This window comes from Lachnospira hominis (ex Hitch et al. 2025) (assembly GCF_040096395.1).
In the GTDB taxonomy this organism is placed as follows: Bacteria; Bacillota; Clostridia; order Lachnospirales; family Lachnospiraceae; genus Lachnospira; species Lachnospira hominis.
On record NZ_JBBMES010000003.1, the window covers coordinates 70,594 to 90,005 of the forward strand.

At 35.4% G+C, this 19,412-nt stretch carries 21 protein-coding genes; all 21 read left to right on the forward strand.

Features of this window, described 5'->3' with window-relative positions; translation table 11 throughout:
• The first annotated feature begins 36 nt into the window (after positions 1-36).
• Entirely contained in the window at positions 37-1,353 is a 1,317-nt protein-coding gene (locus WMO38_RS03940; RefSeq protein ID WP_349161576.1) for an AAA family ATPase, read from the forward strand.
• A 3-nt stretch (positions 1,354-1,356) separates the two neighbouring features.
• Positions 1,357-2,034: an HNH endonuclease family protein gene (locus tag WMO38_RS03945; protein WP_349161577.1), complete on the forward strand. Its 678-nt coding sequence runs from the start codon at positions 1,357-1,359 to the stop codon at positions 2,032-2,034.
• 488 nt (positions 2,035-2,522) lie between these two features.
• A complete protein-coding gene (locus WMO38_RS03950) occupies positions 2,523-2,894 on the forward strand; it encodes a helix-turn-helix domain-containing protein (protein ID WP_349161578.1) in 372 nt (123 codons plus the stop codon).
• Between the two features lie 31 nt (positions 2,895-2,925).
• Positions 2,926-3,936 (forward strand): hypothetical protein, encoded by a 1,011-nt coding sequence (locus WMO38_RS03955; protein WP_349161579.1) that lies wholly within the window; start codon positions 2,926-2,928, stop codon positions 3,934-3,936.
• A 23-nt stretch (positions 3,937-3,959) separates the two neighbouring features.
• Positions 3,960-6,290, forward strand: a complete 2,331-nt coding sequence (locus WMO38_RS03960; RefSeq protein WP_349161580.1) for a hypothetical protein — start codon at positions 3,960-3,962, stop codon at positions 6,288-6,290.
• A gap of 76 nt (positions 6,291-6,366) precedes the next feature.
• On the forward strand, positions 6,367-7,623 hold the full coding sequence (locus WMO38_RS03965; protein ID WP_349161581.1) for a hypothetical protein: 1,257 nt from the start codon (positions 6,367-6,369) through the stop codon (positions 7,621-7,623).
• Positions 7,624-7,638: 15 nt separating this feature from the next.
• On the forward strand, positions 7,639-8,148 hold the full coding sequence (locus WMO38_RS03970) for a hypothetical protein (RefSeq protein WP_349161583.1): 510 nt from the start codon (positions 7,639-7,641) through the stop codon (positions 8,146-8,148).
• Between the two features lie 276 nt (positions 8,149-8,424).
• Entirely contained in the window at positions 8,425-8,982 is a 558-nt protein-coding gene (locus WMO38_RS03975; RefSeq protein ID WP_349161584.1) for a hypothetical protein, read from the forward strand.
• 21 nt (positions 8,983-9,003) lie between these two features.
• Positions 9,004-9,378: a hypothetical protein gene (locus tag WMO38_RS03980; RefSeq protein ID WP_349161586.1), complete on the forward strand. Its 375-nt coding sequence runs from the start codon at positions 9,004-9,006 to the stop codon at positions 9,376-9,378.
• A 49-nt stretch (positions 9,379-9,427) separates the two neighbouring features.
• Positions 9,428-10,111 carry a metallophosphoesterase gene (locus tag WMO38_RS03985; protein ID WP_349161587.1) on the forward strand — a complete coding sequence of 228 codons (684 nt, stop codon included), beginning with the start codon at positions 9,428-9,430 and terminating at the stop codon, positions 10,109-10,111.
• Positions 10,112-10,197: 86 nt separating this feature from the next.
• Positions 10,198-11,403: a WYL domain-containing protein gene (locus WMO38_RS03990; protein ID WP_349161589.1), complete on the forward strand. Its 1,206-nt coding sequence runs from the start codon at positions 10,198-10,200 to the stop codon at positions 11,401-11,403.
• 35 nt (positions 11,404-11,438) lie between these two features.
• Positions 11,439-12,347, forward strand: a complete 909-nt coding sequence (locus tag WMO38_RS03995; protein WP_349161590.1) for an AAA family ATPase — start codon at positions 11,439-11,441, stop codon at positions 12,345-12,347.
• A gap of 36 nt (positions 12,348-12,383) precedes the next feature.
• Complete coding sequence (locus tag WMO38_RS04000) at positions 12,384-13,424, forward strand: hypothetical protein (protein WP_349161592.1); 1,041 nt, start codon at positions 12,384-12,386, stop codon at positions 13,422-13,424.
• Complete coding sequence (locus WMO38_RS04005) at positions 13,406-13,660, forward strand: DNA gyrase subunit A (RefSeq protein ID WP_349161594.1); 255 nt, start codon at positions 13,406-13,408, stop codon at positions 13,658-13,660. Before WMO38_RS04000 ends, WMO38_RS04005 begins: the two co-directional genes overlap by 19 nt.
• 24 nt (positions 13,661-13,684) lie before the next feature.
• A complete protein-coding gene (locus WMO38_RS04010) occupies positions 13,685-13,837 on the forward strand; it encodes a hypothetical protein (RefSeq protein ID WP_349161595.1) in 153 nt (50 codons plus the stop codon).
• Between the two features lie 9 nt (positions 13,838-13,846).
• A complete protein-coding gene (locus tag WMO38_RS04015; RefSeq protein WP_349161596.1) occupies positions 13,847-14,872 on the forward strand; it encodes a WYL domain-containing protein in 1,026 nt (341 codons plus the stop codon).
• Positions 14,873-14,889: 17 nt separating this feature from the next.
• Positions 14,890-15,480 carry a metallophosphoesterase gene (locus WMO38_RS04020; protein WP_186836608.1) on the forward strand — a complete coding sequence of 197 codons (591 nt, stop codon included), beginning with the start codon at positions 14,890-14,892 and terminating at the stop codon, positions 15,478-15,480.
• A 32-nt stretch (positions 15,481-15,512) separates the two neighbouring features.
• Positions 15,513-16,250, forward strand: a complete 738-nt coding sequence (locus WMO38_RS04025) for a metallophosphoesterase (protein ID WP_186836609.1) — start codon at positions 15,513-15,515, stop codon at positions 16,248-16,250.
• A gap of 231 nt (positions 16,251-16,481) precedes the next feature.
• Positions 16,482-17,474: a helix-turn-helix transcriptional regulator gene (locus WMO38_RS04030; protein ID WP_186836610.1), complete on the forward strand. Its 993-nt coding sequence runs from the start codon at positions 16,482-16,484 to the stop codon at positions 17,472-17,474.
• A gap of 151 nt (positions 17,475-17,625) precedes the next feature.
• Positions 17,626-18,918: a hypothetical protein gene (locus WMO38_RS04035; RefSeq protein ID WP_349161598.1), complete on the forward strand. Its 1,293-nt coding sequence runs from the start codon at positions 17,626-17,628 to the stop codon at positions 18,916-18,918.
• Positions 18,919-19,130: 212 nt separating this feature from the next.
• Positions 19,131-19,400 (forward strand): hypothetical protein, encoded by a 270-nt coding sequence (locus WMO38_RS04040; protein ID WP_186836771.1) that lies wholly within the window; start codon positions 19,131-19,133, stop codon positions 19,398-19,400.
• Positions 19,401-19,412 lie beyond the last annotated feature (12 nt).

Genomic DNA, 19,412 nt, shown 5'->3' on the forward strand with positions numbered 1-19,412 from the left:
ATTATCTGTACAAATGGATTAGAAGGTGAAATATAAATGAAATTGAAAAAAACAAGTATCACAAATTATAGATGCTTCAAAGAAGCAGAGATTGATTTTGATGAGCATACAACATTGATTGTCGGAAAGAATGGAGCTGGAAAGACTGCAATATTAGATGCAGTTGCTGTTGCAATCAGTACATTTTTACTAGGAATTGATGGTGGGGTAAGTAGAAGTATTTCAAAAGATGATGCCAGGTATGAGTTCTATGATCTTGATGGTACAGTTGATCCACAGCATCAGTTTCCTGTAAGTATTGAAAGTACAGGTGATTGCCTGGATAATCATGATGTAAAATGGGTGCGTTCTCTAAATTCTGAAAGTGGAAATACAACAGTCAAAGAAGCAAGAGAATTAACCAATATATCAAAGAACACACAGAAGCGAATTATGACAGGCGATAAGTCATTAATTCTTCCGTTAATATCTTATTATGGTACCGGGCGTTTGTATGCACAGAAGAAAGAAAAGAAAAACATAAAATCACTGACTGAATTTAAACGTCAGGTCGGTTATGTGGATTGTATGGCGGCTGAGTCAAATGAAAAGCTGATGCTTAATTGGTTTCAGATTCAGACTTTAAAAAGCCTTCAGGCACAGCAAAGGACAGGTAAGGTGGAAAAGCCTTTATTGTTAAAAACAGTAGAATCTGCTATTTGCAAGTGTTTTGAAAGAATTAGTGGTTCAAAAAATGCCGATATTGTATTTGAACTAGATACACATAGATTAGTTTTAAATTTTGAGAGTGCAGATGGAAGTTTACAGAAATTTGCAATGGATGAAATGAGTGATGGTTATAAAAATACACTTAGTATGATTGGTGATATTGCATATCGTATGGCTGTATTGAATCCGATGCTGGGTGACAAGGTGTTAGAAGATACATCTGGGGTTGTTGTGATTGATGAGATAGACTTGCATTTACATCCACAGTGGCAGCAGACTATTATAAGCGACTTAAATACTATTTTTCCTAAGATACAATTTATTGTCAGTTCACATGCACCGGCAGTAATTAATTCAGTAGCCAGAGAACAGATTCGCATTTTGGATAATGGAGAAATCTATATGCCGGCGGCACAAACTTATGGAAGAGATGCAAATTCTATATTAAGAGAAGTAACGAAGGTATCTGAACGCCCCACGGATATTAAGCAGCGTATGAATTTATTCTATTCATATATGGATGAAAATAATTACAAAGAAGCAAATAATGTATTGACAGAGATTGAAGCAATTGTTGGAACAACAGATCCTGATATTGCAGCAGCGAGAACATCACTGGACTTAGAAAAGATATTGGGAGAATAGCATATGATAGTTGTGAGAAGAGAAAAAGAACCAAATAGTCTATTACAATTTCGTAAGCAGTATCCTGATGCAGATTATGAGACTGACATACCTACAAATGTGCTTAAAGATATAAGAGAGCAGATGTGGGAGGAGCAAAGGCATCTGTGTGCATATTGTATGAGAAAAATTGACAGCCCAGTTATGGAAAGAATTGAGCATTGCAGACCAAGACATCCGCAAGATGAAGCGGAGCATGATAAGAAGGCAACTTTAGATTTTAAATGGATGCCTGGTGTATGTTATGGCAATAGTCTGACCAAAGGTGTAAATCCAGAGGATACAACTTGCGATGCTCATAGAGGAAACACAGAACTTGCAATAAACCCATTTGATGAATTGTCTGTCAGAAAGATAAAGTATAAAGCAAATGGAAGTATTTATTCAGATGATGAGAGTATTAACAAGGATGTCACAGAAACTTTGAATTTAAACTGTGAAGCAGTTTCTCTTCCTGAAACACGTAAAAGAGTTTTGATGGAAGAGAAAAGTAGAATTATGAGAAAATGCAAAGGAAAATCTCAGAATGCATTTATACGTGAATTAGAGCGTACATATGAAAGTCTGGTACAGAAACGGAATTTGACGCCGTATTGTGGAATAATTATTTCATGGCTTGAGACTAAATTGAAGATATCATGATGGAATAATTACATTTTTGATTATCGGACACTTTATTGAACAAATTTTGTCTATCGGATACAAAGTGATCAATAAGCATCCGATAGAGTTCGATTAATATTCAGCTGTGACCGATAGTGTCCGATTAGTATCCATTAGCAACTACTTACCGGATACTATTATCATATTCTGGTTTGATGATAAAGGTGAATACGAGGGAGAAGTGTATATTGAAGTTTAAAACATTTGCAATGAAGATGATAATGTAATAATTCAAGCGTGGAGAAAAAGAATTCCGAAAGGGATTCTTTTTTTTTCGGAAAAATTTAGAAATGTATTTTATTAACCTCTGAGGGAAATAGCAAATTGTATGATTATGACAAAAGAAGCCAGAATACATCAGATATGAAAATCACACGGACAATGTTTAACTATGAGTATTTAAAAATGTTGGCAATTCTTAAATTATTATATAATAATTGGGTACATGATGATAGGAAAAAACAGGAATGAGGACAGATAAGATAGGTATTAATATTTCAAAGTTAAGAATTGAGCGTGGAATTACGCAGGAACAGCTTGGCAGGGATATTGGGCTGACAGCTTCTGCCATTTCAAATATAGAGTGTGGCAGGAGTGTGCCATCAGTGGATACTTTGTGCAGATTTTCTGAGTTGTTTGGGGTTAAGGTAGACACCATATTGTCTGACGAATCAGATTCAGACCTGAACAAGCTTGAAATGGAAGAAAAACTTGTTACTGTTGACAGATATTTATCGGAAATAAAAGAAATGTCGGCTAATTACAGTATAGGTCATAGAAATTATGAGATTAGCAGGAAAGGGGGAGAAATAGTTTATAAAGCGTCATCAAAGGAATAGATAAAATGTTTAATATGAGGAGGAAAACAGAATGCACAGACTGAAAAGATGGATAAATGAAGCAGTCAGTTCTTATGAAGAACAATTAAAGGAGAATCCGATTGAAACAATAGCGATATCTCTTTCGTGGGTATTTGTAATCATTATTGGATTAATGGCAGTACTTGCATATATAAAATTTATTATTGATGGAGGATATTCGCTGAGTGTTGCCAGAATTAAAGAAAATGGAGCTTTTGCCAGTGCTAATTTTACAACTGGAACAATACATATAATATCTAATAATGTGGTTTGGATTATATTAGGAATAATTATTGGTGTACAGACCATAGTTTCAATTATTTTATTGTTTGCAGAAAAAGAAATATGGAAATGCATACTGTTTGTTATAGATTTAATTGCAATTGTATTTTGCTTTGTAAAAATGGTAACGGGTCAAAATAATTCAATGAGTGAGGAAATGAGATTAATATATAGTGTTGTTACGCTTATTGCAATTATAGTTTTCTTTAAGCTTCTTATAGATAGTGATGGCAGTTATGTATTTCTTGCAGAAGGATTAGGATTAGCAGCATATCTTATTATACTGGCATTAATTTTATTATTGGAAAATATATTGGCGATTGGTGCATTAGCAGGAGCGATTATAATCATAGGAATATTGGTTATCGTAGGAATATCTGGTAGTAGTTCAAAGGAGAGTGCAGGAAGTACATCTTCTGGCGGTGGAGGTTCGACCTCACATACAAGCGTATCAGGTAATGGTGGCGTAAAAAGCAGAAAGTCAGATAAAAATACAGCTAATACACCAGCTTATCAAAAAGATAGTAACCCTAACCATCATTATATTGCAGATTATAATGAAATATTGGGCAATAAGCTATATAAAGTTCATGGTGAAATGGGAGATTATGTTGAACTGCATAACGGAATGACAGAGAGAAAGATATGTAGTCTTGCAGAAGCAGAAAGTGGAAAACATAAATTTTATAGAGAAAAAACAGGAAAAGAAATAAGAGTTCAGGAAATTCCGTGGAAATAAGATAAAACATAAGGGGATACATTGTGAAGAAGAAAATTATAATTGGAGTATCAGCAACGGTAATAGTTATTGCAGCAATAGCTGCAGGCGTTATAACGGGTGTTTCATCAAAGAAGAAAAGCAGTAATGATATAAATATTTCGTGTAAGGCAGTGGTGACTAAAAATGATGATATAACATGCTATGACTGGCTTAAGAAGTTATGCAACAAGATGGGCATTGAAGCCGAGAATTACAGAAAAGCGGCTAAGGAAAATGGTTATATTACAGATAGTGATGAATTTAGTGATGATGACATAGCGTCAGGTGGATTTATTGCACTTACTTCAATGCGTGCAATGGGCGAAGGTAAAATGCAGATATATATTGGAACTGATGATGAAATATCAGACAATACCAACATAGAACTTGCAATTGGTAAAGACCTGATAGCAGAAGATTCACTTGATAAGGGATTCTCAGACGAAGAGGCTGATGGTATTCTTGATAAATTTGATGATTTGTATTATGGAGAATTTTGGCCTAATAATATTGAAAATGTTTCTTACAAGGAAAATGTATCACAGCTCGAATATTTCGACATTAAAGATTATAAGGAAGATGACAATATTATAACTTTAGATGACAGTGCAGCCAGAAATCTCAAAAAGGGTGATACATTTGTATTCGATTATAAGGGCGACAAGGTTTCAAAGAAAATCGGTGAGGATATGGGTAATGGCACATTTTCACTGGAAGACCCTGAGATTGAAGATGTCTTTGATACTCTGATAGTTTCAGATTCGGCAAGCATAGGCATTGACGATATTATTAGTTATTATGGACTTGATAATGTGGAGGTGTCAGCGGGAAATCCAGTAACTACGCTGGCATCAAATGTGTCTGGCAATATTCATTCCAAAGGATTTGCAATAGAAGCAGCGGTAAATGATGATAATGAACTGGAAGTTACATTGACAGATAATGACACACATACAAAGTACAAGCTTCCTGTTAAGCAGAAGCTTAATAAAAAATGTGAGAATTTTTCTATAAAATGGGATGTTAATAATATAAATGTAGGTGCACAGGTTAAATATACACTTAAGAACGGATTAAAATATGCCTCTGTCGGTGTTGATATTGATTCAGAGATTTCAGGAAAAATCGGAGTTGAAGGAGATTTTTCAGACGGAATCTTTTTATGTCAGACACCTGCACCGATTGGTAATCATCTTGTTGCAGTAAATGTAGCATTATATATTGTTCCAACAATAGACGGTTCAATTACTCTTAAAGTAGAAGTACCGTTTCATGCCGGAGTGTCATATGAAAAAGGCAAAGGTGTGAATGGAACAATGGGGCTTCGCTCGTCTATGCAGACATCAATTGAGGCAGAAGGAAAAATGGGCTTATATTTCAGGACAGCACCAATGCTGGTGACAATGAAATCCATACCGCTGTTAGACGCAGAACTTGATATGGGTGCAGAAGCGGATGCAAAACGAACAGGCAGACCAAATGGCCAGATATGTTCTGATGTCAATATCAACTTCCCTGTTTTTAAGCTTGGAGCTGGCAATGAGAGTGTCAAATATAAGAATAAGAAATCACTTCTTTGCACAATGAATATAAGTAAAGATTGTGAATTTGCATCATTTGCAAAAAGTAAATCACTTCATTATGAAAGATTTTCTGACGGCACGAAGCAGTTTGTGGATGAATGTACATATAATGAGCAGTCAGAAAATGATAAGCAAAAGGAAAGTGAGGCAAGTACAGAAGCACCGACACAGGAGCTGACGACGCAGGAAACTAATGCAAACCAGACAGGCTCACTTCATACATATAAGACAAGAATGGCTGAATATTTTCCAGAGCAGACGACATTTTATTTTGATTATCCGGATAATTGGACTGTTATTAAGGAAGAGGTCGGCAATGATGGGGAGTGCATCATATTACAGAATGAAAATGGGGCAAAAGTATGTTATGATGCATTGCCATATATAATTTATAAATATATGTATGATTTTGGAACTCAGTACACAAGTGCAGCTATGAGCAGGATATCTAAGTCAAGATATAATCCGGGGAAAGATTTCTGGATCATCAAAATTAAGGATACAAGTAATTTTGATTCATTGCATGATCAGACAATAACATTTGATGATGGTGCAGAGATGTATGCAGTGACAACTGCTGAAAAATCAATAGGAGATACATTTGATTATAGAAGTGGTGGCTGTGTTATGGCGTTTATGTTTGAATGCCCTAATTCAGCAGGATTCAGGTCAGAGCCAAGTGATAAACTTACAGATAAAGACAGGGAGGAAATAATTGCAATATTAAAGTCATTTAGAGATACTCCTTAAAGACAATTTGTGATATAATCAACCTATATTATCAGGTCGTGAAAACTAAAGAAAAAGACTTGAGGGAAGGGGGATTATGAACGAATTTAATGACAACAGACAGGTGTATTCTGATTCGATAAGGGGAACATATGTAATATTTCCTTTAAAGTATGACAGCAGTCTTAACCTAACAGAGCTTACTATTGATGGAGTAGAAAATGCGGATTTTTCATCATATGATATGTCAGATATTCTTGCAAGAAGATGTAGGAAAGAAAACGGTTTTGTCAGAAGATACATTTTAAATTCATGCATTGATGATGTACATTTTTTAAATGGTAAAATATTGGCAGTTAATGAGAGCCAGTTATATGTATTTAATAACAAAATAGCATTTTTCACGGTGCTTGTTACATATGACAATGCTGACGCGGGTTACATTGATAAGCTGATTAATCCTGGCTATGTACAGAATTACAACCGCAGTTTTGAAGAAAATGTAATTAAAACTGTAAGTAATATTTCAATAGGCGGGGTCAGTAATATATTCAGATTGTATGTTGATGATATGAAACTGGCGGTGAAAGAGACATATCTTTTTAATGTGGCACTTGTAAGCAGGCGTTTTAATGAGTTGGAAACTATTGAAAGAATTACATTTAACGAACATAAATTAATAGACATTTCGCGTGATTTTTCGGATCCTTCAGAAAAGGATGTAGCATATACATACGGCACGAAGGATACTAATATGTGTTCATACAGATGGGGAGCATGCATTACATCACAGTCAATATCATATGTGTACGCAACAGATGTTATGACAGCGGCAAATGTTGCAGAGCAGTCAAGAGATGATGTATTTCTTACAATGCTGGTTTTACACCAGAAAAGTACATGCATGCTGGTTAATGAAGGAATTCAGAATACTCTGATTGACAATAAACGTCAGAGTCTTAAGTATTTCAGAAAAGTGAAAATGCTTAAAAAAGAAGCACTGGAATTTCGTGCTTCAGGTACGCTTGCACCATCGCAGGTATCACGCTGGAATAATGTCTGCGAAACATACAGATGTCTGTTAGCCGTTAATGGAATTGATGAAGCACTTGAAGAAATCGAGCAGAAGGTTGAACTCATAAGAGACGAACAGGAGAGAAAATCTTCTGACATGCAGAATTATGTGGCAACTGTCATAGCAGTATTTGGCTTGATTTCGATTGTTGCGTCTGTATTATCGATAGTTGATCTGGTAAATAGCGGTTCAACAGACATAGTAGCAGCTCTTGGCGTTTCGTGCATAGGAGTTGTGTTGTTTGTGTTCTCGTGGCTGATTTTGATGTTGAAGAAATAATGGAGGGATTAAAACATGCAAAATTATAATAAAGATATATTTGAGAGCATTAGAAAAACTTATGAAATTGCAAGAGAATCAGAAAGAAAAAGAATAATTGATTATATAGCAAAACAAAAAGATGAAAAAGGAAAACCGTTGTTTTGTAAAGTAAATGGAAATAACTATGAATCAGATTTATATAGAGGTGGGAAAGGTGTAACATATTATGGCAAAAATAGATTTAAAAATAAATATGATTTGTCTAATTGGAAGTATATAGAAACTAAATATAAAAACAAATATGTTTTTATATCTTTACAGAGTTTTGATATAGACCCCAAGGAAAAAAATATTCATGTTTTATATGACAGAATAGGGATATTTATAGGAGAAAAAGAACCTAAAAGTATTAAGTTAGGAAATATAGCGGTTTCTCCTATGTTTAAAGAAATGATAGTTACTGAATATCAATTGCCTTTGTCTGATAATGACATTCAATCATTAATTATGGATATAAAAAATCAAATAGATAGTACAATTTAACATTCCCAAAAGGCGAAAAAACCCGACCTCTCCGACATTATAATAAATAATAGAAGAGAGGTCATCTTGTCTGAACACAAAACACCATATAAAAGAGAGAAGAACAGCCAGACGAAAGGAGCTTATTAATGAAAAGAAGAAATCAATACATAAGCCAGCTCGGAGTATTGAAAAGAATTTATGGCGATAATTTTATTAAGGCAGGAGGACTATTTATTGAGATAATGCAATATTGCTGGTTGTAGGAAATAATGTCTATAGATAAGGAGAATCACAATGGCAATTAAATTTAAAGAGATAAGAAGATTTCTGGCAAGAAACATAAGATTATCAATCTGCTTTTTAGATGGGCATTATCATAATTATCTGTTGGTATCCGATATTCTGTCTTCGGAATATGATGAGTTCTATGTGTACGGAGTAGGTATGACTGATGTGGAATTTTCATTGGATATTTATTCAGAACCAGATGAAATAAATGGGGAAGTAAATATATTTGGTAGGAATTTTACAATACAGCCGGCGATAGAGATAGTATTGTCTGATAGGCCACGGGATATTGAAAGAAACATTTGTGATAATCTGACATTTAAAGATTTAAAGTCGTATTTACAGGTTGTTGGTGAGTTCAATATTGTTAATAAGCTGGGCTGGTCAGATGAACCATATAAGTACAGAGAAAAGATACCAGAAAAATATGACAATATGTATGTGTATGGCATAGGAATGGAGGATAACCCTGGTTTAGAAGAAACATATACAGAATTAAAACATGACACTCACCTTAAGAAAAGAATGGTGCTGGTGCTTTCGGACAACCCAAGACAGAACTAAATGAAAAAAGAGGCGGATAAATTGAAGTGTAAAAATTGTAAATACAAAACCAATATAGCAAATACAAGTGAAACAGGTTCGGCAATATGCTCATATCCAAGCTCGTGGTTTCCTGTAAATATTGAAGATAACTGTCATTTTATTCCAGAAAAAAAGGAAATTACTTGTAGTGATTGTTCCAGATTGCATAAAGATATGGCGTGTTTTAGCTGCTCTGAAGATGACAGTGCAATATTTAATGGGCAGTTGTGTAGAGGATTTATAGATAAAAGAAAAGAAGAATTGAATCGTATTCTTATGTTTTGGAAAGTACAGGGATTTTATGACCGTGAAAAAATAAATGAATTAATCGACGAATTTGAACAGTTTTATGATAGTTTTTTTAAGCAGGAGTAATACATTTGAAGATAGTAGATAAATGTGAAAAAGAGGCAGACATATATTTATGGATATTACAATAGATGATAATAGAAATGTATATGTGGTTTCGGATATTCATAATTATGCGGATGGATTTAAAAGGCTGTTAAAGAAGATACAGTTTAATGAGAGTGATTTGCTGATTATTGATGGAGATATATTTGACCGTGGAGATAAGCCTGTAGAGCTGTATTTTGAAATATTAAAATATCCCAATATACAGGTGATACAGGGCAATCATGATGTCTGGGTTGCAAGGCAGATTATTGAACAATTCGGACATAGAAAAACTGGAGAATATATTTCTTATAATACAGTGGCTATTATGGAGAAGCGGCTGACACCTGTTGATATGCTAAGACTTGCTGAATGGATACAGGAAAAGCCATATTATATTAATCTGACCATTAATGGCAGGAAATATCAGATAGCACATGCACAGACATTTTTGACGCCTGAGCGTATGTTTGATAAAAGAAAGATATATATGGGAGACGGGCATTATGAGTATTTTATCAGAGGTATGGAGGAACAAGAGCAGTTTATATCGGTTGTGGGACATACTGTAACTGATAACAGGAGAATATGGGTGTCTCCTTCAGGACGGACTATACGCATAGATTGTGGAGCTGGTTATAAATGTTATGGTAAAGAGGGAACACTGGGGGCAATAAGGTTAAATGACATGAAAGAATTTTATATTAATTAATAAATTTTGATAAATGGTGGAAAAAACCGACCTAAATGTTATTATAATAGAGAATACAATATATTATGATTAACACGAGGTGACATATGGCAAAGAGAAAGATTCAGAAACCAACACGTTTTGAGCGTATGTATAAGGTGTGGGATTATCTGAGAAAGAATACAGACAGAAGACATCCTACCAGTATTGCTAAGATGAGGAAAGATGAAAATATAAATGCGTATATTGGTGATAAGGAGACTATTAACAGGCTTTTAAAAGATATGGCAAATATTATGAATCTGGAAGATGGAGGAAGTGATTATAAGCCAGAGGCTGAGTGGCGGCTGTATTTTGATGATTTTAAGAAGTTTTACGGTGATAAGGAAAGATATGAAAGGGATGATTCTGATGAAGATGATTCTTATATTGCAAATGTAATGCGAATAAAGAACCTTTACTATAACAGAACATTTTCTGAGAAGGAGGTTGATTCAATTATTGAGGGTATTATGGCAACAAGGACACTGGATTCCAAGTCGGCGCAGGAGCTTGTCAGGAAGGTTGAGGACAATATGACTACGGTATTTTACAAGAGAACGCCGAGACATATATGTAAGGTTCAGGAGCCGGAGCTTGCAGACAGGGAACTGCTGAAGGACAATCTTGCCATTATACAGAAAGCAATTGATGATAATGTGAGAATACAATTCAGATTCAATGTCTATTCTTATGAGAAAAAGCTGGAGCCGGTCAGGGAAGAGTCGGACGAGCTTAGCCCATACTATATTGTTGCGAGTGGTGGAAAATACTATCTGCTGGCGGCTAAAGAGTATGAGGGTTACAAGCCCAATATGTCTATATGGCGGATTGACCTTATGACGGATATAGAGATTCCGGGAAGAAATGACAGGCTTCATATTAAGGGAATACCACGTATTCCAAAGAAAAATGTTTCAAATCTTCCAGAAAAATGGTCAGAAGATTTTCAGTTGAAACATCTTAATATGTCGTTTGATAAGCCGGTTCCGGTAACACTAAGGATTAAGAGTGAAAAATGTGAAGATAATCCGAAAAAGAGAGTCCGTCCCGGATATACATTTTTGCATGACTGGTTCGGAGATTCATTCACATACATAAGAACAGAAAAAGAGCCACCATATGACGATATCGTCAGGGTGGAGTGTTCACCTTATGGTATGGCACACTGGGCATTGCAATACAGTGAACTTGTGGAAGTTCTTGAGCCGGAAAGTCTGCGGGAAGATATAAAAATTAAGATAAAGGCGTTGAATGAAAAGTATTCATTGTGAAAAGAAGTTAGATTAATAGGAGGGAAGTGGAGTTTATGTCAAAAGTATCTTTTGTGATTGGAGCGATGGCTTCTGGTAAAACATATTTCATAAAACATTTTTTTGCTGATAAGGATGTTGATGTTTTAAATATTTTTGACTATCAACAAAAGGCATATAAAGAATCTGGATTTGGAGAAATGATGCCTATAGGAGTTCAATTCAGATGTTTGATGAAAGCTAATGATATGCTTCTTAACGATATCATAGAAAAACTGAAATGTGGAAGAGATGTTGTAGTAGAACAGACATTTTTTAAAGCAAAGCGTCGAATTGTTTATGTTGATGCGATACGTGAATCTGTTGATGCAGAAATGGAAATATATGTTATGTGCCCAAGTGATGAGAGATGGCAGAAAAATATTAGAATAAGAAATTTGGAAGAGGGGTGTGGCTCTTTTAAGATGAATACTTCAGAGATAGAATTTCCGAATCCGATTGAAGGATTTGATTCCATTTATGAGGTGTCAGAAGACGGCATCAAATTAAGATTAGATCCGCCTTTGGATGAGCAGTTCCTGATAAATGCAAGAAAACAGATTACAGACGAAAAAGAGAGAATAGAAAAAGAAGATGATAAATCAAGGAAATATAAAGCGTTATTGGAGAGTATGAAAACACGACCGTTTTGGCACTATTGTGAAGTGTGTGGAAAGAAGGAGTTTTTGACTGACGAAGATGCATTCAATAGAGGATGGGATTACCCGCCTAAAATGGGTTCCTTTGGGCTGCTTGGACCTCGGACATGTGGAAATTGCCAAATGAGGGATACTTTGTACTGGAAGATACAGACATCTGGGAAGCTTCCGATAGTCATAGAAGGAGATTTGAACGATAAAGATCTTATTACTTGGAGACGTATAAAAGGAGAACCGGAGAGCCTCCTTAACGAAGAAAATCAGTAATGGGAGAACTTTACATTAATCAATGGAGGAATGTTGATGATTGATATAACTATGTCAGATGATTATAGGAAGTTTTTAGAAGAACAAAATTATAAGTTTACAGATTTCCAGACAGCAACTCTTGTCTGGAATGACCCCATGAAAAGCAGACAGCAGAAGCTCACGGCATTGGCTTTATTAAGAGACACTACTAAAGATATTGTACTTAAGAAGCAGCTTACCGAAAGAATTGAATATGAAAATAAATTGTTTGATACATTTAAAGATAATTCTAAAGGCAGGTATGTGTATTTTGTAGAAGACAAAGAAGGGGACAGCAGAGGTTTTTTCGGTGATTATGAAAGAGCTGTTCGTTATATTACTAAATGCATAGCAGAAGATGAAATGCATAACAATAAGTATATGGAAGAAAATAAAAAAGAAATAATAAATAGTGAATTGTTATATGAAATACATAAGCAGATAATTGTGAAATCAGATGATGATGAGAAGAATCTGGTAAGGTGTACGGGAAGACCCGGTTCAAAATTTAATTATGAAAAATATGAGGATTATGATGGTCTGCCAGTGGGAACTTATACATTAAATAACAAAGGGAATATAGTTCATTGGTGGAGTGATGAACTGTCAAAAGAGGAAGCAGACATAGTAAATCCGTTCAGACCGGAAAGATTTGAAGGTGCATTTTTTGAAATCCCATTTTGTTATAAGTCAGCAGGTACTCCAGTGAAGGATATAGTAGATGGAACATATGGTATACTTTCATTTGGAGAAGATGACTGGAATGATTATCTTCAAGAGATTAAAGACAGAAAATGGGAAGTTGATTATTCAGATATTCAGGCTGTGGTTTTATATCCAATAAAGTCGGAGTACTGGGATCATATGCATTGTAATCCATTGCATCTTCAGATGGAACTGCCGCCACATATGGAGAACAAAGAGGAAGATGTAGCTTATAGGAGAGCCATGGAGGCACTCAGTGATTATTGCTTTTACAAAGGAGAGCACAATACAGAGGAAACAGCTAAACGGTGTATGAGGGAGTATGGAGAGATATGTGCAAAGAAAAAATAAAACAACGAATCCACATTTTGTCTGCCGTTATGTGGGCACAGGAACATCATAACCAAATTATGTATCTGGTGGATAGTGCAAAGGATAAAGCTTGTTTTCAGGAGATGCTGATGGAACATTATTATTTTGACAGAGAACAGGCATGTGCTATTTCGGATATGAGAATGAGTGTGTATACAGCATTAGAAAAAGATAGAACAAAAAAGGAAATACAGGAATTATTAATGAAAATGTAATTATAAGAAAATGGAGGGCGTCAGATGGAATTAAAACAATCAGATACGATAAACAGATATGATAAAGAAATGAAATCACAAGAGGAGTTAAAACATTTTCAGGAATCAGCGGCACTTTTTTATAAAGACGCACAGGAATTATACAAAGAAGATGTTGAAAGAAGAAAGAATAATTAAAGGTGAAGTATGAGTATTGAGTATAATGTGCTTAATATATTAAAGGAACACAGTTCCAAAGAGGCTGCAATAACGCTGAAGGTTACTGATATCGTTACTTATATGCATAGGGAATATGATAAAAGCATTACAGATAAACAGGTCAGGAAAGCATTAAAGGATTTGACGGACTCAGAACTTAATCTGCCTGATGAACAGAAGGTAATCAGATACAGGACATATGACAATGAACGCCGCAAGACAGATTATTATTATAACAACATTATAACCGATGTAGAGTTTAAATTCCTAATTGATTCTGTGTTGTACAGTAACATTTTTAATAATGAAAGAGCATTGGATTTAGCTGGGCGGATTCAGACTTTATCAGGGAAGAATCTGAAAGATATAACACCTTATGCAAATGCTTCTTTCGGGCGGACCAGATATGCACAGAATACAGATGTTCTGGCAAACTGCCAGCTTATAATTGAAGCCATTAAAAATAACAATTACATAGAATTTGACTGGAATGTATATGATGTTAAGAATAAAAATGTTTATCTGCATTTTCGGGGAAGAAGAACGGTGATTCCTATAAGACTTATGCTCAATAATGGAAGATATTTCTGTCTGGTAAGATACAGGGACAGCAGGAAAGTGTATACATACAGTGTTGACCTTATGACCGGATTAAGAGTAAAGGAACAGAGGAAAAGTGATGGAATAGGCTTTCATAACCTTAATATACCATTAGAGAGAGCAGTATATATTCTGAATCACCCTTACATGATGGGCGGTGAATTAAGGCCTTATATTGTCAGGATAGACAGGGAGTATTTTTCAAGACTGATAGATGATTTTTCATATGAGATAAATGTTTTGAAAGAAACGGATACAACAGTTGATATCCGTGTAAATGCGTCATGCAAGGGAATGGCATACTGGCTGTGTCATCATTATGATATAGCTTCAATTGTTGATAATAAGGATAAAGAGCTGAATAAAGAATTAAAGAAGGCAGCAGAGTCTATATTAAGACAGGTACATGATTGAAAAAAGGAGGAACACGAATGAACTACTATATTAGTGATATGCATTTCTTCCATAAAAATGTGACAAAGGAAGGCAATAATTTTGATAACCGTCCATTTAATTCATTAGCTGAAATGCACCAGTATATGAAAGAAAAATGGAACAGTAAGATTACAAATGGTGATACAGTTTATATTCTTGGAGATATTGCCATGCGGGGTACAAACGAGGAGCTGATAGCCTTAGTTGCACAGTTAAAGGGCAGGAAAGTTCTTATTAAAGGAAATCATGATGATGTTTCTGATATGAGGTATAAGAATATTTTTGAAGAGATATATGATTATAAGGAAATTACTGACTATGTAAACCAAGATGCATACAAGCTTGTATTAAGCCATTATCCTATACTTATGTGGAATGGACAGCACAGGGGGACAATACATTTGTATGGACATACTCATAATACTTATGAAAATGAATTCTATCAGGAATGTTTACGCAAGCTGAATATGGAAATGCTTATGCGGTCAGAGAAGTGTTATGATATAGCAAGGGCTTACAATGTAGGCTGTATGATGCCTTATATGAATTATGAGCCACGTACACTGAAGGAAATACTTAATAAATAACATACTTAATAAATAGCATACGGAGGGAATATATGGCGACATATGTGATATCGGATATTCATGGTGAATACGGGAAGTTTATGGAACTGCTGGATATAATACATTTTTCAGATGAAGATATATTGTATGTGCTGGGAGATGTTGTTGACAGAGGAAAGAATCCGGTGAAGACGCTTCTTAAGATGATGGAAATGCCAAATGTTATACCTATAGCAGGTAACCATGAACAGATGATGCTGGAATGTATGTCGGTTCTTATTAATGAAGTAAAAGATGAGAATTCCATCAAAGAATTTGCAGAAAAGTTTAGTGACGATATGTTCCAGAAGCTTTATGCATGGCAGAGAAATGGTGGGATTGCAACCACTGATGAGCTGAGTAAGCTGGATAATGAGACAAGAAAAGATGTGCTTGATTATGTGGCAGATTTTTCATGGTACGAGAAGGTAGCGGTTAATGGACAGAAGTATCTTCTTGTGCATGGAGGGCTTGGCAATTTCGATATTAAGAGGGATATTGATGATTATTCGCTTGATGAGCTTGTATGGTCAAGGGTGGATTATGATGTCAGATATTTTGATGATGTAATAACTGTTACAGGGCATACACCAACAAGATATATTGAGGACAATCCCAGACCAGGCTATGTGTACAGAAAGAATAATCACATTGATATTGACTGTGGTGCATATCTGCCGGGTGGAAGGCTTGCGGCAATATGTCTGGACACAGGTGAAGAATTTTATTCTGGTGGCAATGATAAAGACTGAGAATTTATGGAGGAATGTACATGAAAATATATTGCATGAGTGATATTCATCATCACATGATTGGATTTGGGTCGTGGTATACATGGTAATAGGACTTATATGTCCGCCGCTTGGAGCAATCATAATGTTTATTTGGTTATTTCATTAATGAATGAACTTCTTTTATATGATTATTTATGCTATCATATATAAAGAAGTTTTTTGCATTATCGTGGAGTTTGGAGGTGCAATATGCCTAAATCATCAAATCAGAAATTGAAGCTTATATATCTTATGAAGATTTTTCTGGAGAGAACGGATGAAACTCACAGTATTACTATGCCGGAGATTATTGATGCACTCGCTGCGTATGATATAAGTGCGGAACGCAAAAGTTTGTATAATGATATTGAAAATCTCAGGGTGTATGGTCTGGATGTTATAGGAACGCAGGAAGACAGGACATATTCCTATCATATTGGGAACAGACAGTTTGAACTTGCAGAATTAAAATTATTGGTTGATTCTGTGCAGTCTGCAAAGTTTATAACAGCTAAGAAGTCAAATGAGCTTATAAAAAAGATAGAAGGGCTTGCCAGTAAGTACGAAGCATCACAGTTACACAGGCAGGTATTTGTGGCTGGTCGTGTAAAGACGATGAATGAGAGCATTTATTACAATGTTGACAGGATACATACAGCAATAGCAGAGAATTCGAAAATAACATTCCAATATTTTCAGTGGAACGTAGATAAGAAGATGGAACTACGCCATGATGGAGCACTTTATGAGGTCAGTCCATGGTCATTATCCTGGGATGATGAAAATTATTACTTAATTGCGTATGACAGCAATGATGGGATAATAAAGCACTTTCGTGTAGATAAAATGCTTTATATCAAGTCAAATGGCAAGGGAAGAGAAGGGCGACAGGCATTTAAGTCTTTTGATATGGCTGCATATGCCAGAAAAATGTTTGGCATGTACGGAGGCAAAGAAGAATGGGTGCACATTGAGTGCGACAATTCTTTTGCAGGTGTAATGATAGACCGTTTTGGCAAAGATGTATCTATGATTAGGTTGGATGATAAACGCTTTGTAGTCAATGTGGAAGTTGCAGTCAGCAGACAGTTTCTGGCGTGGATTATAGGTCTTGGTGAGGGGGTAACACTTGCCGGACCTCAAAATGTGGTTGAAATGATGAATGCTGAAATTGACAGACTGGTAAAACAATATAAAAAATAAGAACAAAAATTCGACATGCAAGGTATGTTTATTGGACACCTTAGTATTTATAATAAGAATCAGATAAGAGATAAACTCTTACTGGTTCTTATTTTTTTTGAAATATTTTGAAGTGTGTAAAAATGGTTGGACATTAGAATAGGAGGTGCCTATGGGAACGGAATCTTTATATTACATAATGGATTATAGTGGTCATTATTATAGAACTGATAAATCAGATCAGTTGGTAGCTGTGGCAGGAGAACAGGATGCAACAGTATTTACATTTGCACAGGCTAACAGCCGTATATGTGTAGGAAAGAAGGCATCATTTTATTGTATGGTTCCGATTGAAGAAACAGAGGAAGATATGAGCACAGGAGTATCAGGCAGTAATGAAATAGACGATAATTCCGGTGCATTACCCGCTGGAGAACAGAAAGAAAATAATGATGATGAATACATTTCACCTATAAAAGAACTAACATATGATGAGGTAACAGAACCAATAGAGAAAAATGTTGCATCATATGACCTGTCGGAAATGGACTGGGCAGAATATCTTACCCATTTTACATATCTTGTAGAGGGGCTGAAAGACTATAGGGAGGAGTTGTCGAAAAAGCATTCAGATATAGACCAGAAGATATGCGATATTCTTCACTATATTGAATTATGTGAGACTGATGATAATGAAGCCGCTGATCTGGTTGAACTGCTGAGAGTGTGTAGGGAAAACAGAAGGGATATCAAGGATGAACTGCAAAAAATTGAATATTTTCAAACCGGTTTTGGGACGAATGCCAATGTCACCAGAGCGAAGCAGGCATTAAAAAGTATTAAAGGTTTGGAAACAAGAAAGTATAAACCTAGAAAATACGAAGAGTTGTTTGAAAATTGCGTGCTCAAAGACAGGCGGTTGCAAAGAGACGATATACATACAACAGCTCCTGTTGGTTCAAATGCAAAGCAAAGATACAGCGTTGAACCAACATTTGATGAAAAGGATGGTGAAGAAACAATGGCAGAAGAAAGAAATTACACTCCGTTTGACGGAAAAGAGAATGACTGGGTTTCATTTGCAAGGCAGCAGTCGGAGTTTTATAGAAATGCCGGGCAGTATATAACAAATCTACAGATAGACATCAAAGAGATAGATGCGGATATTGAAAACATCCTTATGGAAACAGAAGATGCTAATTGCAACGTAGCTCAGGGATATAAGATATTTAAGAGACTTAAAGAGCTGAGACTTGAAAAGAAAGCAAAAATGAAAGAACTTAACTGTCTGTATGCATTAACAGATTACATTGACTGTGAATCCCTGGCTGATACCTGTGAAGATAATCTGGCGGAAATTGAAGATATAATGGAAGTTCCAGAACATAGTGAAGTGACCAAAATGCAGCCTGTAGATAACGGGCAGGAAGAAAATATGCATATAGTAGAAGATATGGTTGGTTGAAAATAAGGAGGATAATTCCCATGACAAATAAGACAATATTAAGAGAAATTCATAGAGAAAATAGAACAGTAACTTGAAGAATATGATGAATAATCAGGTAAAAGAACAAAGATTCGATATACAAGGGATGATTATAGGACAGCTTAAGTAGTACTATATAATCAGAAAGAAACAAATAACCTTGATAATTCTTGATTACAGGAGGTATGGCAATGAAAAATTGGATGGATTTAAATGGCGATGGCAAAATAGATGGTGCGGAAATGATGTTTGCAGGAGAAATGCTTTGCACCAGCAGGGAAGAACATGAAGCATTATTTGGAGATGCCGGAGACTTTGAGGATGACACAAAGGATGATTTTGAGATTGATGCAATGGCAGCAGGACTTGATGTTGATGAATTAGAACTTATGGATCCTGATGACAGGGCAGAGGCATTGGAAGAAGCAGGGTTAGACCCGGATGATTATGACTTTGACTGAGTTTTTTGAAAA